General features: G+C 33.7%; 21 protein-coding genes. 9 read left to right on the top strand and 12 right to left on the bottom strand.

Features of this window, described 5'->3' with window-relative positions:
• The first annotated feature begins 77 nt into the window (after window positions 1-77).
• From GQ46_RS15625 to GQ46_RS15610, 4 genes are all read left to right on the top strand, one after another.
• Complete coding sequence (locus GQ46_RS15625) at window positions 78-419, top strand: PadR family transcriptional regulator (protein WP_044403731.1); 342 nt, start codon at window positions 78-80, stop codon at window positions 417-419.
• The gene (locus GQ46_RS15620) at window positions 416-2,245 is read left to right on the top strand and encodes a PspC domain-containing protein (protein WP_044403729.1); all 1,830 of its coding nucleotides are present in this window, start codon (window positions 416-418) and stop codon (window positions 2,243-2,245) included. Before GQ46_RS15625 ends, GQ46_RS15620 begins: the two co-directional genes overlap by 4 nt.
• Before the next feature lie 11 nt (window positions 2,246-2,256).
• Window positions 2,257-2,769 (top strand): DUF4440 domain-containing protein, encoded by a 513-nt coding sequence (locus tag GQ46_RS15615; protein ID WP_044403727.1) that lies wholly within the window; start codon window positions 2,257-2,259, stop codon window positions 2,767-2,769.
• A 197-nt stretch (window positions 2,770-2,966) separates the two neighbouring features.
• Window positions 2,967-3,800, top strand: coding sequence for a GIN domain-containing protein (locus GQ46_RS15610; protein WP_044403726.1), 834 nt, complete (start codon window positions 2,967-2,969; stop codon window positions 3,798-3,800).
• Between the two features lie 7 nt (window positions 3,801-3,807).
• Here GQ46_RS15610 and GQ46_RS15605 read toward each other — a convergent pair whose 3' ends face one another.
• On the bottom strand, window positions 3,808-6,030 hold the full coding sequence (locus GQ46_RS15605; protein WP_044403723.1) for a tetratricopeptide repeat protein: 2,223 nt from the start codon (window positions 6,028-6,030) through the stop codon (window positions 3,808-3,810).
• Between the two features lie 162 nt (window positions 6,031-6,192).
• Window positions 6,193-7,176, bottom strand: a complete 984-nt coding sequence (gene trxB / locus GQ46_RS15600; protein WP_044403721.1) for a thioredoxin-disulfide reductase — start codon at window positions 7,174-7,176, stop codon at window positions 6,193-6,195.
• A 278-nt stretch (window positions 7,177-7,454) separates the two neighbouring features.
• On the opposite strand from trxB, the gene GQ46_RS15595 reads away from it, so the two are divergent.
• Window positions 7,455-7,865 carry an arsenate reductase family protein gene (locus tag GQ46_RS15595; RefSeq protein WP_044403719.1) on the top strand — a complete coding sequence of 137 codons (411 nt, stop codon included), beginning with the start codon at window positions 7,455-7,457 and terminating at the stop codon, window positions 7,863-7,865.
• A gap of 165 nt (window positions 7,866-8,030) precedes the next feature.
• Here GQ46_RS15595 and GQ46_RS15590 read toward each other — a convergent pair whose 3' ends face one another.
• Window positions 8,031-8,732, bottom strand: coding sequence for an SOS response-associated peptidase family protein (locus tag GQ46_RS15590; RefSeq protein ID WP_044403717.1), 702 nt, complete (start codon window positions 8,730-8,732; stop codon window positions 8,031-8,033).
• A 208-nt stretch (window positions 8,733-8,940) separates the two neighbouring features.
• Between GQ46_RS15590 and GQ46_RS15585 the strand changes: the two genes are divergently transcribed.
• The gene (locus GQ46_RS15585) at window positions 8,941-9,975 is read left to right on the top strand and encodes an AraC family transcriptional regulator (RefSeq protein ID WP_052503503.1); all 1,035 of its coding nucleotides are present in this window, start codon (window positions 8,941-8,943) and stop codon (window positions 9,973-9,975) included.
• A gap of 90 nt (window positions 9,976-10,065) precedes the next feature.
• On the opposite strand, the gene GQ46_RS15580 is transcribed toward GQ46_RS15585, so the two are convergent.
• The 6 genes from GQ46_RS15580 to GQ46_RS15555 form a co-directional block, all read right to left on the bottom strand.
• The gene (locus GQ46_RS15580) at window positions 10,066-10,518 is read right to left on the bottom strand and encodes a PA2169 family four-helix-bundle protein (RefSeq protein ID WP_044403715.1); all 453 of its coding nucleotides are present in this window, start codon (window positions 10,516-10,518) and stop codon (window positions 10,066-10,068) included.
• A gap of 183 nt (window positions 10,519-10,701) precedes the next feature.
• Window positions 10,702-11,790: a DNA topoisomerase IB gene (locus GQ46_RS15575; protein WP_044403713.1), complete on the bottom strand. Its 1,089-nt coding sequence runs from the start codon at window positions 11,788-11,790 to the stop codon at window positions 10,702-10,704.
• A 7-nt stretch (window positions 11,791-11,797) separates the two neighbouring features.
• On the bottom strand, window positions 11,798-12,238 hold the full coding sequence (locus tag GQ46_RS15570; RefSeq protein ID WP_044403711.1) for a hemerythrin domain-containing protein: 441 nt from the start codon (window positions 12,236-12,238) through the stop codon (window positions 11,798-11,800).
• 558 nt (window positions 12,239-12,796) lie between these two features.
• A complete protein-coding gene (locus tag GQ46_RS15565) occupies window positions 12,797-12,997 on the bottom strand; it encodes a hypothetical protein (protein ID WP_044403709.1) in 201 nt (66 codons plus the stop codon).
• The gene (locus tag GQ46_RS15560) at window positions 12,998-13,345 is read right to left on the bottom strand and encodes a phage holin family protein (protein WP_044403707.1); all 348 of its coding nucleotides are present in this window, start codon (window positions 13,343-13,345) and stop codon (window positions 12,998-13,000) included. It lies immediately after the preceding gene.
• Between the two features lie 3 nt (window positions 13,346-13,348).
• Window positions 13,349-13,699 (bottom strand): YtxH domain-containing protein, encoded by a 351-nt coding sequence (locus tag GQ46_RS15555; protein WP_044403705.1) that lies wholly within the window; start codon window positions 13,697-13,699, stop codon window positions 13,349-13,351.
• A gap of 181 nt (window positions 13,700-13,880) precedes the next feature.
• Between GQ46_RS15555 and GQ46_RS15550 the strand changes: the two genes are divergently transcribed.
• Both GQ46_RS15550 and GQ46_RS17895 read left to right on the top strand, forming a co-directional pair.
• Window positions 13,881-15,245 carry an NAD-dependent succinate-semialdehyde dehydrogenase gene (locus GQ46_RS15550; protein WP_044405212.1) on the top strand — a complete coding sequence of 455 codons (1,365 nt, stop codon included), beginning with the start codon at window positions 13,881-13,883 and terminating at the stop codon, window positions 15,243-15,245.
• A gap of 12 nt (window positions 15,246-15,257) precedes the next feature.
• On the top strand, window positions 15,258-15,404 hold the full coding sequence (locus GQ46_RS17895) for a hypothetical protein (RefSeq protein WP_197077365.1): 147 nt from the start codon (window positions 15,258-15,260) through the stop codon (window positions 15,402-15,404).
• A gap of 155 nt (window positions 15,405-15,559) precedes the next feature.
• Here the strand turns inward: GQ46_RS17895 and GQ46_RS15545 are convergent, their stop codons facing one another.
• The 3 genes from GQ46_RS15545 to GQ46_RS15535 form a co-directional block, all read right to left on the bottom strand.
• The gene (locus GQ46_RS15545; RefSeq protein WP_082041776.1) at window positions 15,560-17,950 is read right to left on the bottom strand and encodes a DUF2309 domain-containing protein; all 2,391 of its coding nucleotides are present in this window, start codon (window positions 17,948-17,950) and stop codon (window positions 15,560-15,562) included.
• Window positions 17,947-19,434, bottom strand: a complete 1,488-nt coding sequence (locus GQ46_RS15540) for a proton-conducting transporter membrane subunit (protein WP_044403703.1) — start codon at window positions 19,432-19,434, stop codon at window positions 17,947-17,949. Before GQ46_RS15540 ends, GQ46_RS15545 begins: the two co-directional genes overlap by 4 nt.
• 332 nt (window positions 19,435-19,766) lie before the next feature.
• Window positions 19,767-20,075, bottom strand: a complete 309-nt coding sequence (locus GQ46_RS15535; RefSeq protein WP_044403701.1) for a hypothetical protein — start codon at window positions 20,073-20,075, stop codon at window positions 19,767-19,769.
• A 118-nt stretch (window positions 20,076-20,193) separates the two neighbouring features.
• Here GQ46_RS15535 and GQ46_RS15530 point away from each other — a divergent pair, with 118 nt between their 5' ends.
• Window positions 20,194-21,147 carry a LysR family transcriptional regulator gene (locus tag GQ46_RS15530; RefSeq protein ID WP_044403699.1) on the top strand — a complete coding sequence of 318 codons (954 nt, stop codon included), beginning with the start codon at window positions 20,194-20,196 and terminating at the stop codon, window positions 21,145-21,147.
• Window positions 21,148-21,173: the final 26 nt, after the last annotated feature.

Below are 21,173 nucleotides of genomic sequence, written 5' to 3'. Positions count from 1 at the left end.
CTCAAAAAAAGTAGAAATCAACCTAAATGTTTACCATGCCATTCGCAGGTCTCATTTAAAAATATAAGAGCAATCAAATGAAAATAGAAAACACAAAAGCACAAATGCGTAAAGGTGTGTTAGAGTATTGCATCTTATCGGTCTTAAAAGACGAAGATGCCTATGTTGCCGAAATTTTAGGCACCTTAAAAGACGCCAAATTACTTGTTGTAGAAGGTACTATTTATCCGTTATTAACACGTTTAAAAAATGCGGGACTTTTAAATTATCGTTGGGAAGAATCGACTTCTGGACCCCCAAGAAAGTATTACGGACTAACAGAAACAGGACACTTATTTTTAAAAGAACTAACAACAACGTGGGACGAATTACAAACTGCAGTTAACATTGTAACCCCCTCAAAAACTAAAACAAAATGAATAAAACAGTCAACATAAATTTAGCAGGTCTATTTTTTCATATCGATGAAGATGCATACTTAAAATTACAGCGCTATCTTGAGGCTATAAAACGTTCATTTACAGACTCGCAAGGACGCTCTGAAATCATTTCAGATATTGAGGCACGTATCTCAGAATTGTTTACTGAACGTGTAAAAGACAACAAACAAGTAATTAGCACAAAAGAGGTTGATGAAGTGATTTCGATCATGGGACAACCAGAGGACTACATTGTGGATGATGAGATTTTTGAAGATGAGCCACAACGTCAATACACCAACAAAAGTGCTCATAGAAAATTATACAGAGATACTGACAACTCTTATGTTGGAGGGGTATCAGCAGGATTAGCACACTATTTTGGCATTGATGCCATCTGGATTAGACTCATCTGGTTAATTCTAGTTTTAGGATTTGGTACTGGTGTTTTAATTTACATCTTACTTTGGATTTTTATTCCTGAAGCTAAAACGACTTCGGAAAAAATACAAATGACAGGAGAAAGTGTAAACATTTCTAACATTGAAAAAAAAATTCGTGACGGCTTTGGAAGTGTTTCAGAAAGTATAAGACCAAACCTTCAAAAAGCGGGAGACAAACTTAAAGAGGGTTTTGAACACGCAAGTGAAAATATTTCAGACTCAGTAAAACGTATGGATACCAACCGTATTAAAAATAGTTCTCAAACCTTCTTTGATACTCTTGCAGAGCTCTTCAGCTTACTATTAAAAGTCTTTGCCAAGTTTATTGGCGTTATTTTAATGATAACTGGTGCTACAGGTGTCATTGCAATAACTGTTGCTTTTATATCGGCAAACTTTATAGATCGCGTACATTTGGGTAACACAGACTTAAGTTGGTTATCTCAGGCTTCAGAAACACCCTTATGGTTAATTTCAATGTTGTTGTATTTTATAATAGCCATACCTCTATTACTATTGTTTTACTTAGGCTTAAAAATATTAATAACCAACTTAAAATCCATAGGTAACGTTGCAAAGTTTACGCTTTTAGGGGTATGGGTTCTCTCTATTATTGGAATTTCGATTATAGGTGCAAAACAAGGCTTGTCCTACAGTGAAGAAGCTCCAATTATAATTAATGAAACATTCGAAAACATAACAGCGCAAGACACCTTAATCATTGCCATGCGTAATAACGACAACTATGCTGAAGATTTTAGGCGATTTAATTCCTTTAAAAAAGGATACAATGTAAATGGTGATAGAGTAACCTATTCGCAAGACGTCAACTTAATGATAAAATCTACACAAGACAGTATCGCAAAAATAAAGGTCATACAAAGTGCTAAAGGGAGCTCTTTTCAAAATGCGAAAGATCGCGCGGAACGCATTGAATATAAGTATGAGTTAAAAGGTAATACCTTGTATTTAGATAACCATTTTACCATACCAAATGATGAGGCTAATAGAGACCAAGAAATTAATATCACCGTGTATTTACCTGTAGGAAGTGTTTTATTTCCAGATAAAAACACGCACAAATTTCATACGAGTCGTGATTTATTAGCTGAAACAAAAGAAGGCTACTATCAAAAAGTAGAAAATGGGAAGCTACTTTGTATAGACTGTCCAGATGAAAACACGACAGATGACGATTTTGAAATCGATGTTAACATCAATAACGAAAAAGCAAAAATCAAAATTAATTCTGAAGGCTTTCAGGCTGAAACAGATGAAAACACACTTAATATTGACGAAAACGGAGTTAATGGAAGTACTAAAAATGTAAAAGTTAATATTGATGAGGATGGTGTAAAAATCACTTCTGAAAAGGAAGAGTAAACAGAGCCATTATGAAATCAATCAAAACCATCTTATTAACAATTTCACTTTCATGGAGTGTATGTGCTAACGTATTAGCACAAGAATCTACTTCCTCTGAACTGTTCATCACTTTAAAACAAAAAGACAGCTTACTTTTTAATGTCGGATTTAATACTTGTGCTATCAAACAGTTTGAAATATTAATTGCTGAAGATTTTGAATTTTATCACGATCAATCTGGTATAATACCATCTAAGGAAATATTTATTAATGGCACGAAAAAAGGATTGTGTAGTTCTATGAATTCATCCAAATCAAGGCGTGAACTTGTGAGTGGCAGCCTTTCTGTCTACCCCTTATATAATAAGGGAATTCTTTATGGAGCCATTCAAAAGGGAGAACACCAGTTTTTTGAAACACAAGAAGGGCAGTCGGAACAAAAAAGAAGTCTCGCAAAGTTTATGCATCTATGGCTAAAAACAGATAATAACTGGCAGATAAAACGCGTGTTAAGTTATGACCATAGAATGCCTGTAGACTAAAAAAAATCATCAATCAATCAAAAAAACCAATCAAAATGATAACAATCGCTAAATTTATTACGAGTATATTAATTGCTATTTTCTTGTGATTAACCTCTAAAACCACTTAGAAATAACCAATACTAAAACCATTTCAGGCTTTTTAAAAGTTTGGGATGGTTTTTGTTCTATCTTTGTAATAACAATAAACGATACCAATGAAATCAAGACTACACCTATTTATTTTTGCAATTTTTATAACTATTTCAGGTTTTTCACAGAGTAGTGAAAAAGTAAAAGGCAATAGAAATGTCACCACACAAATCACTGAAATATTAAATTTTAACAGACTAATTGTTGGCGACGATTTTAAGTTAAAAATAAAATATGGCGATCAGGCTGCAGTACAAATAGATACTGATGACAATTTACATGAAGTTATCGATTTTGCGGTTGATGATACTGGCACTTTGTCTTTTAGAACTAATAAAAAAATCAGGTCTAGTAAAATAATGGATATTACTGTAATCTATAAAGATTCTCTCAAAATTATTGAATTAAAGGAAGATGCTGAAATTACTGCTACTGTCGATTTAAAATTAAAAGATTTTATCTTGAAAACAAAAGAATCGTCCAAAGCCTATATGACGTTGGAAGCCGATAATTTTACCTATATCACTGCTGGTAGAAGTAAAGCTGAATTAAATGTTACTGCTAACACTATTACATTAGAAATGAATGATAATAGTAATTTGGAAGCTCTATTTAATGCTTCAACAATAGAAATAAACATGTTGCAAGATAGCGATGCAAAAATTGAAGGAGATGTGGATGATCTAACTATTAAAGCTGATAATTCAATCACTTTAGAAGCGGATAAGCTTGAGGCAAAAAACTGTAATCTATTAACTGAAGGCCGTTCTGAAATTTACATTCAAGCAACAAAAAATCTAACTATTGAAGCTTTGGGTGATACTGAAACTTATATTTATGCGCGACCGACAATTGATTTGAAAAAATTTGAAGGTGATGCCGTATTAAGAAAGAAATAGACGCCTATTAAACTCCCTTTTTGTTTAATTTATGATTCGATAATGCTTCAAAAAGTTTATCAAGTTCTAAGGGTTTCCAAAGTATCGCATCAAAAAGATGTGTACTATTGTTATCCTCATTAGTTAAAACATCGGCAGTTACGGCAAACACAGGTGTTTTTTTGTTTTTATTAGCTAGTGTTTTAATCAGTCGTGTGGCTTCAAACCCATTCATTACTGGCATATGCACATCCATGAGTATAAAATCGTAGGTATTCTTTTTAGCAGCTTCGAGAGCAGCTTTACCATCCTTTGCATGATCTGTATGAACCCCCCAATTGGTCAATACCTTTTTCATTAACATGGCATTTAAAGGCGTATCTTCTGCGATTAAAGCGCTTTTACCCTTTAGCGATTCAAAATCAGTAATCTCAATGGCTTCTTTTTTAGCAACACGCTTTAATTTAATGGTAAAATAGAATTCTGATCCTTCATCCAGGTAACTCTCTACTTCAATTTTTCCAGCATATAAAGACACTAATTTTTTTACTATGGCCAGGCCTAAACCAGTACCGCCTTGCTCTCTGGTTGTTATGGGTTTAATTTGTGAAAAGCTATCAAAAATGACCTCAAGATCTTGTTTAGAAATGCCTTCACCAGTATCTTTTATACCAAATCTAATCTTATCGTGTACAGCATCTTGGGCCATTAATTGCGTTGTAAACACAACTTCTCCATCCCTTGTAAACTTTATAGCATTGCTAATTAAATTACCTAATATTTGAGCCATTTTAGGCTGATCTATTAAATAATGCTGCTGTTTTTGTATGTCGTTTCTTAGAATAAGCTTGATGCCTTTATTATTTGCTGCATTAAGATATAGGTTTAAGACATTTGAACATAACACATCAAAATTTATATTATTCTCTTCTATAACCGATTTATTAGAATCTAATTTTGTAAAATCCAGAATATCATTAACAATAATAATTAGGTTATTAGAAGCAAACTGTAAGCTATCAAACAATTTTTTATCTTCTCCCTTAATCTTATTTTCCAGCAAGGACACAATAGTGGTTATCGCATTTAAGGGCGTTCTAATTTCATGACTCATGATGGATAAAAAATCCTGTTTCTGTTTTAAAATATTCTTTTGGTCTTTGTTTTTTTTATCTATAGCTTTTTGCTTTTCTTTTTGAATCTTAGCCTCGCTCTCTAAGGTATTCATCCTATTTATCAAGTCGTAATTCTCAATAATTCTCAAGGTTTGATTATTCATTATACTTTCCTTTTCCCTAATATAAAGCTCTAGAAACTGCAGAGATGCTATTATATTATTAGCGCCTTTATAGACTTGGTATAGCAAATGAAAATTTTTAATTTTTATAACCGATATGTTATAGCTTAACGTAATAGCCAAACTCTTCTTAACGGTTCTTTCTGCTTTTGTATAGTCCCCTAATTCGAAGTATAACTGCCCTAATTTACTGAGAGACATAGAGGCTCCCATATTTTCCACTGCGTCTTCATGAATACGGATAGCCTCAATAAAATCACGTTCTGCTTTTTCGTATTCACCTGTTCGTAAATATACTTTTGCGCGACCATAAAGTGCAAAACCATACCCTCTTATATCTCCACTTTTTTGCTTTAAGTCAATAGAATGTGTAATCATTCTCATAGCAATAGTGGGCTTGCCTTTTTTTAAAACTAAACCCGATAAATTATTAAGAGCATTGGACTCTAGATTAATATTGTTGGTTTTTCTTGCATTCTGTATGGCACTTTTATAAGTTTTAAATGCATTTACGGTATCTCCTAGATATTCATAGGTTGTTCCAATCGCTTTTTCAACTTTAGAAAGGTTTGTTAAATCATTATGCGATTTATAAATACTTAATGCTTCTATCAAATAGGATAAGCCCTTGTGATAATTATCAGACTTGTAGAGCACACTTCCTAACGTATACTTCGCATCTGCAATTCCTATTTGATATTTAATAGCTGTAAAACATAGTATAGCCTCATTTGAGGCTGCATTAGACTTTTCAAAATCACTAATGATCATATAAAAAAGACCCAGCTTGTTTAAGCTATTACCAATTAATAGTTTATCGCCTAAAGATCTACTTAATTTCAAAGCTTCTTCTGCTAATTCAATACTCTTAGGCAAGTCTATTGTACGACCTAAATAAGCTTTCTCCAAAAGCGAATTGACCTGTTCAATTTGAGGTTGATTAGTAAAAGCCATTAATTTCTCAGTATTCTCTTAGTTTTGGGACTTATTTTTAATTTTGCAAAAATAGAGAAATTATTCTATTAATAGTTAATTGTTTTTAAATCAGAAGCTTAAAATAAAAAAAAAGCCGAAACAGAGTTTTGGCTTTTAACTTTTATAAAAATGGTAGTTAGCTTAGTTATAGGTCGAAGTACTTACCTCAAAAGTAGAGTCTTTTGCAGCTAAGTAGCGTTCTGCATCTAATGCCGCCATACAACCTGTTCCTGCAGCAGTAATAGCCTGTCTGTACACATGATCTGCTGCATCTCCACTCACAAATACTCCTGCTACATTTGTTTTAGAAGTCCCTGGTTTAGCATTTATAATGTAACCCGTTTCGTCCAAGTCCAAATACTCTTTAAAAATATCGGTGTTCGGTTTGTGACCAATAGCTACAAAAAACCCTGTTGCAGGTATTTCATGCTTTTCATTCGTTTGATTATTAACAACTCGTACGCCAGTAACCACTTGCCCATCACCTAAAACCTCCTCCGTTTCTGTATTAAATAAAATTTCGATATTTGGTGTGTTTTTTACGCGAGTCGCCATAATTTTAGATGCTCTAAATTCATCACGCCGCACTAACATGGTTACTTTCTTACATAGTTTAGACAAGTAGTGTGCTTCTTCACAAGCGCTATCTCCTGCTCCAACAATAACAACTTCTTGATTTCTGTAAAAGAAACCATCACAAACGGCACAAGCAGAAACACCTCCACCTAATTTTAAATATTTTTGTTCAGAATCCAAACCTAAATATTTAGCACTCGCACCAGTAGATATTATAATGGTATCACAGTGTATTTCTTTTTCATCATTTACCCAAACCTTATGGATATCACCAGAAAAATCAACTTTAGTAATCCAGCCGTTTCTCACATCTGTTTCAAAACGCTCTGCCTGGCTTTGTAATTCCATCATCATTTCTGGACCAGTAATACCTGTTGGGTAACCTGGAAAATTTTCAACATCATTAGTAGTTGTTAACTGCCCACCAGGTTGTGTTCCTTGGTATAACACCGGTTTCATATTCGCTCTGGCTGCATAAATCGCTGCGGTATAACCTGCAGGTCCAGACCCTATTATTAAGCATTTTACTTTTTCTATTGTATCAGACATGTTTCATTATTTAATACAGCAAAAGTAGGATTTTTGACAGAAAACTTACAGTTAAGTTATCAACAGATAGTATTAAACGATAGTGATTATTTATTATAAGCCAACAAGACGACAGTAAGCTTATGTTTTAAAACATAAGGGGTTTTCTTAACATAGGGTAAAGTCAGGATAATTACAACTCTCAAAAGTGAAATGAGCTATAAATAATAGGGATTGTGCTATGTAAAATATTTCTTTCTATTTATTTTTACTTAAATAAATCAAAGACACGCATTATTATGGGAACTATAGCTACAGATGAACGGAAAACAACCTTGTTTTATAACTCTGAAAACTCATTGGGAAAACAGACGTATTCCTATGTCTACGGTTTAGATGAAAATCTTCAAGCCATAGACCTTTCTAAAACGAAAGTTACGGGCACCCAATGGGCTACCATAGCCGAAGGACTTGAAATGCCTATTTCTAACTTGATCAATACTAAACATCCAGATTTCAATTCTGAATATGACAATACTGCGACTTTAAGTGACAACGATTGGATAAAAGTATTAAACACTAAGCCCAAATGCTTAAAAGCTCCTATATTGATTTTCCAAAACACTTACTATCTTATTAACACACCTTCAGAGGTAGAAAATATTATAAAAGGTAAAAGCGAAGCCTTTGATGCCAGGAACTCTGATTAATATATAACATAAATTAGCTAGAGCTTGTAACAAAACACCAATTTATACTTCCCTAAAGCCGATTATAAAATTAGTTATAACTGCAAAACTTATTTCTAAAAATTTACTGAGAGGCTATAACACTTTGCCTATATATAGTTTACAAAGATAAGATGAACAATAATACTAACTAACTAATGGTATATCTTGATCACTCACAGGTTCTAAAATAGAATCATAAATAATATCATTTTTATAAAACTCTTTAGCTATCGGACGCCCTTTTAAAGCTGTCTGTTGCGAACAGTAAATAAAATAGTCTAAGTTTTTTAATTTTTTATCATCTAGCCATTCTTCACGCTGCTCTTCATTAATAATGAGTGGCATTTTTGAATTTATATTATGAATCGTACGAATAAAACTGTTTGCACTTGTGAGAATTGGTGAACATGTAATAAAACCGTCTTCAAGAATATTATATATTCCCCCTAATGTAATTGTAGATTTTAGAGGCGAATACACCAAATAAGGATATACTGACCCATTTTTTAAATAAGAGGTAAAAAAACCTGTAATAATGATAAGGCATCTTCTTTTTAAGAACGCATCCTTACACCATTTGTTTTTTCTTAAGTCTGACCTATTAATATTAAGGGTATTACTCACCTGCTGAAACGTTTCCCAGTCATCCTTAAAAGGCATCGGTAGAATGCCCCAAATTCCATATTCAATAATATGTGGGTTGTCTGAGGTAATGACACTAACCGTGTTTTCCTTAAAACCGTTAATAATCTTCTCAGTCTCATAGATTTTCGGGTATTTAAAATGACGCTTTAATTCATTTTCTACCGTATCTATTTCAGCCGTATTTGAAAGTTTATAGTACATAATTTACACAAGTGCAATTACGTAAAAATCAATTAATAATAGTATTAAAATCCCTTTTATTAATAACTCTTTCGCTATTATAATGTTAATTTTCTTTCAAAAAAACAAAATTATTATTAATTTAATATCATTAGAGACACACTTAATCCCAAAACCGTTAACTTTATAAAACTGTTAAATGTATTTTTACTAACAAAGAAAAAAAAACATGAATGATCCCTCTAAAACACAGTGCACTCTCCCCCCATTACAACTCATTAAGTTTCAAGAAGAACTTGGTGGCAAAATAACAGAAGATTATGGCCTCTTCAAATTGACTTTCAATACTAATCTTGGTTCTGGAATCATTCAGTACGCCAATTTTAATTATGGAATTTCAGTTTTAGATATTGAGGTTCTCCTTACTAATGATTTTACGTTTAGATTAGGAGATCGCGATGCTCATTTACTTTATTTTATATATTGCGCAGAAGGCATAGCACAATTTAAATCTAATAACAACGACAAATATCAAAAAATTGAAGAGCTTAAATCTGGTGTATTATCCTGTGATCATAATTCTGAAAATAAAATAAATATAAAAAAAGAAGTGCCATTTGCGATTAATATTATTAGCGTCGATAAGGCATTGTACTTTGAACGATTTAATAACAACACCTTTAGCAATACAATCAAACTTCAAGAATTGTTTAAATCTTTCGATGGTTTTAATTCTTATGTATACCAATGTGCTTATAACCTAAAAATAGCAGAGCAATTACGTTGCACTAAAGACTCTGGTATTTCTAATGCGCTTACAGAAGTCATGCGTTTTGAAAGTCAGCACCTGTTAATACTCGCATTGCATATTGAAGAGCTATATAAAGAAATACACCAAGAACGAACAACGACCACATTAAATAAAACTGAATTACAGAAAATCATACAACTTACTGAATACATCATGGAAAGTCCAGAAATTCAACATTCAATTAGTAGTCTGTGTGGGAGAATTTGTATGTCACCTGCTAAATTGCAAGAAGGTTTTAAAGAAATGCATGATACTACTGTTGCCGACTTTATAAGAAATGTTCGAATAGAAAAAGCAGAAGAACTTTTGAATGAAACCGATTTAAATATCTCTGAAATTGTTTATACCATAGGATTAACCAGTAGGAGCTATTTTTGTAAGATCTTCAAGAAAAAATACGATTGCAGTCCTAAACGTTACAGAAAACTTATTCGTAATAAAGCATTAGCTTAAAGCATTATGTAAATTATAATAAAAAAAAGGATGCCAAATGGCATCCTTTTTAATTAGCGCTAATTATCAATCAACCAATGAAAATGATAATTAATCGACTAAATCTTCTAATCTTTTAATTCTAGACAAACTTGTCTCGATTTTACCTTTTTGCTTTACTAATACATTTTTAGTAGACATTGGTAGACTTGCGTCCTCCAAAACATCACCATAATCATCTATAGCTGCTTTTTCGCCTCTTATAGACTCTTCCAACATGCTTTCCTCGTTTTCATTAGAAAACATTGCCTTAATATCCATCCAAGCCCTATGCGCTGACCCTGTTAAACTTCCGCCTTTATCTACCTCTTGTCCAAAAGATTTTATTTCTTCTTTTAATTCATGACCAAAGTCATAACGTTGTTGCGCCTGCTTACTAAAATATTTTTTTAGTCCGGCGTGGTCAACATTCTCTGCTGCTTTCTTATATCCTTTTTCAGCATCGTATGTTCTTTCTAATAATTCGTTAAGTTTTTTTCCAACTTCTTCTGTGTAAGTGCTCATAATTTTGTGTGTGTGTTTGTTTTGTGATTCTGTAACTTTTTTTTTTAAGATGCTTACATGTTTAACATCTACAACACTAATTTACATTTAAAACATAAAATTATTTTGCTCAAACAAAAGCAATTGTATCTCTAAAAAGTGTTAATGATTTTAAGATATAAAGCAAATTACCAGTGGTTATCTTTAAACAAAATCTGGTTTGAATTGCTTTAGGAGAAACAACAAAGCGCGCTCTGTACTTGAAAAGTTACTGCCCTCTTTTTCAGAGTTATTTATGATTTGAAAGGCGTCTTCAATCGTTCCGTTTTTATAGCTTTCCGGAATAACAGGATGCACATAAAATTTCCTACAGACCTTTCTAGTGTTACCTAAGGCTTTTGCTGAAGCAGCATAGCAATGTATAATATTTTTATCCTTCGTTTTCACATCTTCAGTTGGATCCAAATCATATAAGGTATCTAAAAACACCACTGAAGCCGCCCATGTTCTAAAATCTTTCGCAGTAAAATGCTCGTTACATATTGCATATAAATAATCGTTTACCATTGTACTATCAATACTACGCTTATTGCCTTTTTCATCATAAAATTGAAACAATTCCCAGCCTGGTAGTTCCTGACATTTATTTACTAAATGACGTAAAGATTTATTACGAACTCCAATGGAGTACTTTTTCCCCTTTTTACCTATAAACTCAAATTTTATTTTATCTTTTTCAACGTGCAGATGTTTGGTTCTTAGTGTTGATAACCCATAGGTTTTGTTACGTTTAGCATATTGTTCACTGCCAATTCTTATGTGAGTTTCTTCCATTAATTTAATAACAAGTGCCAAGGTTTTATTTTTAGGCCAACCCTTTTGGTTTAAATCACAATCTATTTGTTCTCTGATTAATGGTAAAAACTTACCAAAAAAACGCATTCTATAGAATTTGGTTTGATTCCTAATCTTATTCCATATGGGATGGTATTTGTATTGCTTTCTGTATTTATTATCGCGACCTGTAGCTTGTAAATGTGTGTTCTCTAAATGCGAAATATTTACATTTTCCCAAGCGGGAGGAATAACCAAGTTGAGGATACGATTAATTAGTACTTCATCTTTAATAATAGCACCATCGCAAGTGTATAAAAAATCATTTTTTTGCTTCTCCCTTTTTATTTTTAAAACTGCTTCATTGGCATAAACTAAGTTCAATTCTTCTATAGCAATTTCTGGCTCATACCAGAGTTGTCTTAAAAACTTTTCTTCCTTAGTAAGTTTTACTTTCATTTGCTACTTATAAATTACGCTGCTCTTCTATATAATTTATGTACTTTTTAGCTAAAGCTATTTTTTCCGTTTCTTTTAAAACTTTACCTGCCATTTGAAATATGGTATGCTCTTCTTCCTTTAAATGATGTTCTACTTTTTCTTTTAACTGTTTTGCAAACTTTAACCAGCCCGAAGAATCATAAGCTGTTTCTTCTAATTTGACTATAATTTCATCTATTTCATGATGTTCTGCTATACCATGCCTAGCTTTATCTTGCGTTAAATCTTTCTCAATTAATGGCACATAAAAAAATCGCTCTTCAGCATCTTCATGTATCTGAAGCTCATGTTTAATTGCCTTAAAAACATGATCTCTATGCGTTGTATCTCCAGAGGTTGCAATTAATTTATTTAATAATGTGCGTTGGATCTCGTGGTCTGCTCTTAGTGCTTCAAATATTGTCATTGTTATATATATTTTAGGGTTAAAAAAAGCCTTAATAGATTAATGATTAAGGCTGTTTATTGTTTTTATCAAATGGTATTAGTATTAATAAATAACGGTAGTATTTTCTATGTTTGCCGAATTTTATTGGCAAACTCTTTTGGCTTATCTAAATCAACATGAAACACACCAATTGCAGTTTATTACATAACAGTTGCGAATTACCGTACTTTCACTATGGTTGTTTTTCTTCCCACAATTAACATGACCTGAATGAAATCAAAAAATGGTAATTGCCCAAGTTATAGCTCCGTCCGTTTTACATTTACTCTAGGAAGCTCCGCTTCCTGAGTTCAATCTATTTAAAACCTCCTATTTACTAGACTTATAATAGCATGGCTGCCATTTCTTATATTTTAATATTTAAAACTGGGGTATTACATTTTACACCACTGAAGATATATCGTAAAAACAGAAAGGTAGTGCTCTATTAAAATAGATATTAGCTTAAATAGCTAACAAAAAAAACAAAAAAAAACCAACATTAAGTTGATTTTTTCTTGTTTTAGATTTTAGACCTTACCGGAATAACTTTTTAATTAATAACATTACACCAAATCTACCAGCAAATTTAAGACCGGTTTGTATCCATTGCGATAGTCGGAAACTTTCTTGAAATTCCCCTTTAATACCTCTCATTTCTTCCAAGGCTATTTGCCGCTGAAGATTAAGCCGTCTTAAGTCTGTCTCTATTTCATCAAAATTAGAATATTGCTTCATTTATTTAAAAAAAGTTTTAGATAATTTCTTTACGACTCTCCTATTAATAACGCCTCGCATGAAGAATAGCAATACAGCTAACAAAACAAACAGTCCGCCCACTATAACAAAGCCAAGAACCTTATCGTTTAATAATGTACCAATAAAAAAAGCCAGTGATACAGCCAAAAAAGTAATGCCAATTAAAGCTAGACCACCTATTAACATAGTTTTAAAAACCATACTAATGGAAACAGATACTTGCTTAAATATTTTAAGTTTGTAATACTCGTAAGACGTTTTCAACAACCTCTCACCGGCATCTACGGCATGGCTTGATGTGTCATTCAAAGAATCGAATACAGACATATATTATACTGTTGTATTACTTAAATCTGATTTCTGAAATTTTTTGTTCTTAGCTTTTAAATCTGCCAATTTCTTTTCTAATGTAGAAATAACGTCATCTGCTTTATAACTTGCATTACTAGCTATACTTTCTAATTGACTTTCAAGCGTTCCTTTTCCAGAGGCAACTGAACTCATTACTTGATCTCTTAAATCGACAGCTCCTGTTGCTACTCTATCTTTTACATGAATCGCTTCTTCTGTTAATTTTTTTCTTGTATTGGCACCTTTATCTGGTGCAAATAAAATTCCTAAGGTTGCTCCTATTGCTGTTCCTAGTAATAATCCTAATGCGGTTGTGCTGGTATTGCTCATAAATTTATTTTTTTATATTAAACATTATTTTATATAAGTTTGTTACCTTATACTTGTCTTACAAAGATAAGATTTGTCTCAAGAAAACGCTTAAAGGAATTATTAAATCTTTGTTAATTCAATAACATATGTATTGAATTTAAGAAAAATTATAGAAATTTATCAGCATATTGCAAATATTATGAATAATTCCATAACAACAAAAAATCCATACAATGGTGCTCTATTAGAAAAATATTTGATTCATTCTAAAGAAAAGATAAATTCTATATTAGAGGTCTCTGAAACAACTTTCAATGATTGGAAACAGGTTAGTGTTAAAAAACGAACAAAATTACTAAGAAATCTGGGAGATGTTTTAAATGAGAATATTGAAAAATACAGTAAGCTCATGACAGAGGAAATGGGAAAACCCATTACACAAAGTCGTGCTGAAATAAAAAAATGCATCAAACTGTGTGATTTTTACGAAACAAATGCTGAGCGCTTTTTATCAGATCAACTCATAGAAACTGAAGCTCACGAAACGTTTATAAGCTATGATCCTTTAGGTCCAATCTTAGCCATCATGCCTTGGAATTACCCTTTTTGGCAAGTGTTTCGTTTTGCTATACCCACATTAACAGCAGGAAATACAGGATTACTAAAACATGCCTCAAATGTTACGGGGTGCGCTTTAGCCATTCAAGACGCATTTGAACAGGCGGGTTATCCTATTGGTTGTTTTCAAACACTTATAGCCGATCATAATAGTATAGAAGAAGTGATTTCAAATGATATCGTAAAAGCAGTCTCCTTAACTGGTAGCGAGAAAGCAGGTATTAGTATTGCGTCTTCTGCCAGTAAAGTTTTAAAAAAATCTGTTTTAGAGTTAGGTGGAAACAATGCTTGTATTATTCTAGATGATGCAGATTTAAAAAAGCATATGGACACCATCGTCAATGCACGCTTTCAAAATACAGGACAAAGTTGTATCGCAGCAAAACGTTTTATTGTAACCGAAGGCATCTATGATTCTTTTTTAAAACGATTTAAATCTAAAGTTGAAGCGTTGCACTTTGACAATCCTTTAGAGGAAGACACGACAACTTCAACATTAGCAAGACCAGATTTAGCAGAAGACTTACAGAAACAGGTAGATGCATCTATTAAAAAAGGCGCTAAAGTACTCTTAGGAAACAAAAGAAAAGAGGCCTATTTTTCGCCTACCATCTTAACAGATATTACTGAAGATATGGCCGTTTTTACCGAAGAAACTTTTGGGCCTGTTGCACCAATTATAAAAGCAAAAAACAGTGACCATGCCTTCGCATTAGCAGCAAACAGTAGATTCGGATTGGGAACCATGCTTTTTACAAAAGACATCAAGGCAGCTAAAAAACGGATTATAGATATTCCTGATGGCGCATTCTTTATTAATGAGTTAGTAAAATCTGATCCCAGATTACCTTTTGGTGGAACCAAAGCATCAGGCTACGGCAGAGAACTGTCTCAGGAAGGGATTCATGAGTTTGTAAATATAAAAACAGTATATATTAATAAATAAAACCAATACATTATGATAAAAGACGAAGACGAAAAAACAAACGACTATATTTTACAGAAAGACAAAACCACTAAAAGTGTCTCCACCTTTGTTATTGTAGCACTAATTCTTTTAGTTGCTGCAGTAGTGATTTCAGGTTTTGTATTTAAATGGTTTTAATTAAAAACAGATATTGAAAAGCCTCTACAATAGAGGCTTTTATGCTATAAATACATTGACGCTTATCCTGCATCAAAAATCATAAAGTTTCCTTCCCGTGATAAGCGTACGGCCATCAAATAGCTGATGGCCGTTAAAGTTGTCTTTCATAGTAATTAGAGTGCTAGTTCGGTTCTGACTAATTCTTTCTTTTTACTTTTTTGAACAGCTGCACGCTTGTCCTTCTTTGAAATCAAGACCCATTGTAATGCTTTTTTATAGCGGAAGACCTCATTCTTTTGTTCAGGATCCATAACCATTAAATAGATCCATTCATTATCGAGCAAGGTCTTCAAATTACTATTTTTCAACAGAATTTCTGACACACGATTAATTGGTGCTTGAATGAGCACCGACAATCGTAAGGGTTGATGGTACATCGTATCATCTGAAGCGAATACAGATTGCAACGGGAGACCCATTTTAAGATCACCACCATTGCCTTGTACTACTCCAAATTTACCCGTAATGTTGTGAGTGATTTTAGTGCCGCCTCCAAAGGTGTCATTATCCACCGTAGAAAAGTAGTAATGGTTATTAATCCATTGTGTCACCACCATTGGACCTTGCATAATACCTTCCAGAGCTTTGCCTGTAGTATCTAATTCCCATTCATAAGAATGTAAGAAGCAACGACTATCAAGATTTTTATTTTTGGTCAGGTCTCGAGGCCCGACAATGAAACCTGCATTTTTTGCAAGTCCCCATTCTGGTCTTGTTTCTCCCCAGTGGCTCGCTTTTTGTTGTGCCACGGAAACACTTCCGTTAAGAACACCTAGTCTATCTTGAGTAGCCGTTTGCTGCGCTTTTAATAGATTTAGTTTTAAATTTTTGATTAGCTGTTCGTGCGCTTCTGGCACCTCCGAATCAAACAAAAGGATGTCATCTGTCGTGGTACTATGTTCCGCGCCTATAAACACCGTATACTCTGGAATGTCCACACCGTGAATTTCGGTTAAAGCCTGCCTAACGTCTGGTAAATTGGCAAGCTTTGCCAGCATTCTTGCATTGTGTCGCCCATGACTTGCCGCACAAGCGCCACAATCTAAACTCGAACTGAAAGGGTTGTTGGCAGAATGACTTCCGTGGCCTACAAAAAGAACTATAGGCGCAAATTGTTTCCACCCCATAAGATCGAAAGCTGATTTTACAATGCTTACTTTTTCTGCTAATGGAATTCCAAGCGGAATAACATCCTCCTGTTTAACCTTATTGATATCTGGTTGACAAATGGCTTCCACATGAGAAGTCTTCCGTTGATTCTTCCGATAGATTAAACCTGGTATTAAGGTTCTTCCAATCAATGACAATCCGTAAAAAAAACCTGCTCCTTCAACATAACCGAAAGCAGACGGCAACATATTCTTCATGCGCTTAAAAAAATAATCACCGAATTTCATTTGGTTAGTTTTCCTTTTATGACGCCGTACACTTTTATCTTTATTTTCTTGAGCTATTTCTGAAACATGATAAGCAGAAGATACAATTGGCGGACAAGATTTGCGTGTAATACCATCATTGAAACGCTTATAATCCATTGCAATCCCAAAAAAACCAGCATAACCATAAGTTTCATAATTACCTGCAGCTTCCGCATGTCTTCGAATGAGTTCTGATCGTGTATCGATACAAAATACCATCTGAGCTTCTGGAGCTGCAGTTGTATTAGAAGTTTGCGTTGCAATCGATTCCTTTTCCAAAGTTTTAACCAATTGGTTTTGCCAACTTTCTTCCCAAGCTTTCAACAAAATGTATTGTACCTTGAACGTAAGGGCATCTGAAGTCTCTTCATGCACTTCTGGCAGTATAGAACTATTCAATTTTTGTGCCGTCCATAACCGTGCAGCCAGATAATCCATAAGGCTTATAGGATACTCTTCTTGCCAGTTCGAATTGGATTCTGTCCGGTGGTTAATGTAGCCTGTCCATCCCGGTAGTGCCGCTAAATGATGGGTGAATATTGTAAGATAATCAGCTTCTGAATAGTCTTTCAAGAGCAACTCTAAGGCTAAAGCACTTGTTTTTGGAATGTCCTTCAGCCTTGTCTTTCCTATTTCAGAATCGTAAATAACCAAAAGTCTCCAAGCCGCATAAAACCCTTCAGTTTTATAGGGCATATCCCATTCTGCAAGTCCTTCATCCATAAAGGAAGAAAGCCATTTAGCCATGATACGGTCTACAACGTGGTTCTTGTTCAATACTTCCCATTGCTGTTGTAATTCTATATGTGCTAAATAGTGTTCTGGTGATTCCGATAATCCGTTTTCTTTTAGAAGCGCAAGCAACACATTCGTGTCAATACTTCCCTTTTCCCAAGCTTCACGATAGCGTTTTGCTGCTGGAAAAGCATTGGCATTAAAATGCTTTTGAGCTAAACCTGCTGCTTCTTGAAATGTTGCGTTTTCATAACCAGATAAGGGATTGGATGCAACAAAGGTGTACAAGGGCCAAGTTTTACCAATAACTTTAGAGGCTTGCGCAATACTATTTAAAATATGCTGATTCATATCGCTTTTGATTTATACATTAAAACTGAATTTTTATAAGGTTGAGAAATGTTCATCAACTTGACATAGAGCCAAGGAAGTTTTTGATAAACCCCTAATTTCATGATAAAAAATCCAACCAAAAATATGACTCCGAAGATAATTTGTGGCCAAGATAACGGCAGTGGTTTGGCAATCATGGGCATATCAGACATCAACATAGTAACACCATTATACATCAGCGCATAGATGCCTATCCCTGAAGTAAAAAGTATCGGCAAAACAATCATTTTTTGCAAAATAGATAGACTGTACTCTTTAACAATGTTGTACGTAGCTTGACCTACAGTGATCGCTACTATGAGTGTTAAAAACACACCACTATTCATCTGCATTTCTTTTCCGGTCCAAAAGGCGAAGAGTATTGCCCCAAGGCTACCGAAAAGTAACACAACAAGTGCCTGAAGTGGCTTAATTTTTAGTAGAATTGCTTTTTTAGGTGTCGTTTGCGCTATTTCCTCTCCTGAGGATAAAAATAAATAGGCTTTATAAAATCCGTGAAGGATTAAATGAACAACGGCTGCATTGAAAAAGCCCAAACCACATTGCATAATCATAAAACCCATTTGGGCAATAGTGGAGCACGCCAGTTTTTGCTTTACATTCACTTGAAGTAACTTAGTAAACTGCGCGATAATTGCTGTAAGACCTCCAATAACAAATAAGATGGTTAATGTATTTGAAGCGAACAATAAGGTGGCAAACAAAGCCAACAAAATTCCGGCACCATTAACGAAACCTGCATGCATGAGCGCAGAGGCAGGTGTTGGTGCTGTCATTGCAGAAAGCAACCAGCGATGAAACGGATAGATTGCCGATTGAACTATAGCTGCCGCAATTACACACAATGCCGAAGGTAAAGTAATGTAAAGTGGCAACTCATCAACTACAGAAGTCAATCCGCTCACTGTAAATTCATTACTATTAAAAGCCAGTAGTAATAGACCAACTGTAAGAAAAAATGCCCCTGTTAAAAAATATTTTTGAGTAAATTTTGAAGCTTCCCGCGCTTCTCCCCAAGTCTTATCGATACCAATCAATCTTGACATAAAAACCCCCATAATCAACCAGCTAAATAGCAAGAGAATGATATGATTAGACATGACCAAGAGCATTACCGATAAGGTAAAACCCAAACAAAGGATCATAAATCGAGAGTGAAGCCTAAACCCCATGAGATAGTTGCCTGCGTAACTGCTTACAATAGCACTAAAAAAGGTAACGGTCGTCCAGATTAAAATAGTAAAACCATTGATTCGAAAAAGACCGCCCCAACCCCATTCTGGTAGGGTAGAAAAATTAAGAATAAGGAATACCAAGTTTGCGCCAAACAAAAGCCACAACAAAGAAGTCACTAGCTGCCAAACCATTGGCTTCCTAATGTTTTCAACGTCTTCTGCGGCCCATTGGGCTGAGTTTGAATCTAAATTAGTTTTAAGAGTCATTTTAAATTTTTATTAGATGCTTTTATATTATAGGATTACAAAATCATACGATTACTATTTACCCATGAATTGGGGTATTAAAATCGCATTTTGAACGACAGTTTTTTAGTTCGTTCTGTCGGTATTAGAACCTCTTCCAATGCTCTCACTTCGCATTTTGGCGAAAAAGACCATTCCCAAAATAAAACTACATAGGATGATTTTGTCCAAGAAGACATGATTATTTAAATAGGATATTCCGATAAAGAAGACTAAAATGATTAGTCCTAAAACTGATGAAAGTATAGATTTTGAAAATTGCATGCTCTGATTTTTTTTTGTTAATGTTGATGTTAATTCGCAACAGTAATTTCTAGAGTACCATTAATTTTTAGGTTTTGTCCATGACCTCTTGAACTATTTATAAATTCACGAGCAATCTCTTTTTCTTTTTGAAGCTCTTTTATACGTTCATTAAGTTGATCTGTGTTGCACTTATGGTTGCCTTCCCATAACTGTAGCCTTTGTAATTTATGAAAGTTGATTTTCTCATCAATCAAATTCATAATGATGTGTGATGCTTCCGAAGGTGTAAATTCACCCGTAACTAATTGGATGTTTTGAATTTCATTTTCTGTTTTTGTTAATGCTTTTGCTTCCATTTTACTTGACTTTTTTTTTAGTAATTAATGTTTATGTAGTTATTTTCTGGGACAAATATTAGACATATTATTCATTAATTTTTATTTATATTTGTTATACTACGTATAAATTATATTTATGAATTACACACTCCACCAACTACATATATTTCTCAAAATAGCTGAATTAAAAAGCATTACTAAGACTTCAGAAGCATTACACTTAACACAACCAGCGGTATCGATACAGCTTAAAAATTTTCAAAATCAGTTCCCGATTCCACTTACTGAAGTGGTAGGAAGACAGTTATATGTTACAGATTTCGGAATGGAAATTGCGCATGCCGCAGAAAAAATTCTGAATGAAGTTCATGCGATTAATTATAAAACATTAGCCTACGAAGGGCAACTTTCAGGTCGGCTTAAACTTTCAGTAGTTTCCACTGGCAAATATGTGATGCCCTATTTTTTGTCAGATTTCATGAGACAAAACGAAGGTGTCGATCTCATTATGGATGTAACCAATAAGTCCCAAGTGGTCGAAAGTTTAGAACTAAATGAAGTCGATTTTGCGCTGGTATCAGTCTTACCAAAGAAATTAAAAGTCAATAAAGTATCCCTAATGCAGAACAAACTTTTCTTTATTGCCAGTGGTGGATTGGAAGTAAAAAAAAATCTTTCGAAGAGAAAACTTTTTGAAGAACACCCGCTAATCTATAGAGAACATGGATCTGCCACCAGAAGCGCGATGGAGTCTTTTCTCTCAAAAAACAAATTTTCAGTGCGGAAAAAAATTGAACTAACCTCCAATGAAGCTGTTAAACAGGCTGTACTATCCGGATTAGGGTGTTCTATCATGCCACTTATAGGTATTGGTAATGAACTCAAAAAAAAGGATTTACAAATTATCCCCGTTAAAGGATTACCAATAAATACGGTATGGAATTTAATCTGGTTGAAATCAAAAAAGATGTCACCAACGGCGTTGGCTTATTTAAATTTTATAACTAAAGAAAAGGATCGCATTATAAATGAAAAATTCTCTTGGACTAATATAGGATCAATCTCAAAAGTTGTGTGTGAATTAATATAGTTTTCGGATTTTTGTAAAAAAAAAGA

Source organism: Lacinutrix sp. Hel_I_90 (genome assembly GCF_000934685.1).
Taxonomy (GTDB): domain Bacteria; phylum Bacteroidota; class Bacteroidia; order Flavobacteriales; family Flavobacteriaceae; genus Lacinutrix.
This window is presented reverse-complemented; position numbering and strand designations above follow the sequence as displayed.

What these genes read in the sequence shown, in the direction of transcription:
- GQ46_RS15625 (WP_044403731.1), top strand. Translation starts at nt 78, where the DNA reads ATGAAAATAGAAAACACAAAAGCACAAATGCGTAAAGGTGTGTTAGAG.
- GQ46_RS15620 (WP_044403729.1), top strand. Translation starts at nt 416, where the DNA reads ATGAATAAAACAGTCAACATAAATTTAGCAGGTCTATTTTTTCATATC.
- GQ46_RS15615 (WP_044403727.1), top strand. Translation starts at nt 2,257, where the DNA reads ATGAAATCAATCAAAACCATCTTATTAACAATTTCACTTTCATGGAGT.
- GQ46_RS15610 (WP_044403726.1), top strand. Translation starts at nt 2,967, where the DNA reads ATGAAATCAAGACTACACCTATTTATTTTTGCAATTTTTATAACTATT.
- GQ46_RS15605 (WP_044403723.1), bottom strand. Translation starts at nt 6,030, where the DNA reads ATGGCTTTTACTAATCAACCTCAAATTGAACAGGTCAATTCGCTTTTG.
- trxB (WP_044403721.1), bottom strand. Translation starts at nt 7,176, where the DNA reads ATGTCTGATACAATAGAAAAAGTAAAATGCTTAATAATAGGGTCTGGA.
- GQ46_RS15595 (WP_044403719.1), top strand. Translation starts at nt 7,455, where the DNA reads ATGGGAACTATAGCTACAGATGAACGGAAAACAACCTTGTTTTATAAC.
- GQ46_RS15590 (WP_044403717.1), bottom strand. Translation starts at nt 8,732, where the DNA reads ATGTACTATAAACTTTCAAATACGGCTGAAATAGATACGGTAGAAAAT.
- GQ46_RS15585 (WP_052503503.1), top strand. Translation starts at nt 8,941, where the DNA reads ATGAATGATCCCTCTAAAACACAGTGCACTCTCCCCCCATTACAACTC.
- GQ46_RS15580 (WP_044403715.1), bottom strand. Translation starts at nt 10,518, where the DNA reads ATGAGCACTTACACAGAAGAAGTTGGAAAAAAACTTAACGAATTATTA.
- GQ46_RS15575 (WP_044403713.1), bottom strand. Translation starts at nt 11,790, where the DNA reads ATGAAAGTAAAACTTACTAAGGAAGAAAAGTTTTTAAGACAACTCTGG.
- GQ46_RS15570 (WP_044403711.1), bottom strand. Translation starts at nt 12,238, where the DNA reads ATGACAATATTTGAAGCACTAAGAGCAGACCACGAGATCCAACGCACA.
- GQ46_RS15565 (WP_044403709.1), bottom strand. Translation starts at nt 12,997, where the DNA reads ATGAAGCAATATTCTAATTTTGATGAAATAGAGACAGACTTAAGACGG.
- GQ46_RS15560 (WP_044403707.1), bottom strand. Translation starts at nt 13,345, where the DNA reads ATGTCTGTATTCGATTCTTTGAATGACACATCAAGCCATGCCGTAGAT.
- GQ46_RS15555 (WP_044403705.1), bottom strand. Translation starts at nt 13,699, where the DNA reads ATGAGCAATACCAGCACAACCGCATTAGGATTATTACTAGGAACAGCA.
- GQ46_RS15550 (WP_044405212.1), top strand. Translation starts at nt 13,881, where the DNA reads ATGAATAATTCCATAACAACAAAAAATCCATACAATGGTGCTCTATTA.
- GQ46_RS17895 (WP_197077365.1), top strand. Translation starts at nt 15,258, where the DNA reads ATGATAAAAGACGAAGACGAAAAAACAAACGACTATATTTTACAGAAA.
- GQ46_RS15545 (WP_082041776.1), bottom strand. Translation starts at nt 17,950, where the DNA reads ATGAATCAGCATATTTTAAATAGTATTGCGCAAGCCTCTAAAGTTATT.
- GQ46_RS15540 (WP_044403703.1), bottom strand. Translation starts at nt 19,434, where the DNA reads ATGACTCTTAAAACTAATTTAGATTCAAACTCAGCCCAATGGGCCGCA.
- GQ46_RS15535 (WP_044403701.1), bottom strand. Translation starts at nt 20,075, where the DNA reads ATGGAAGCAAAAGCATTAACAAAAACAGAAAATGAAATTCAAAACATC.
- GQ46_RS15530 (WP_044403699.1), top strand. Translation starts at nt 20,194, where the DNA reads ATGAATTACACACTCCACCAACTACATATATTTCTCAAAATAGCTGAA.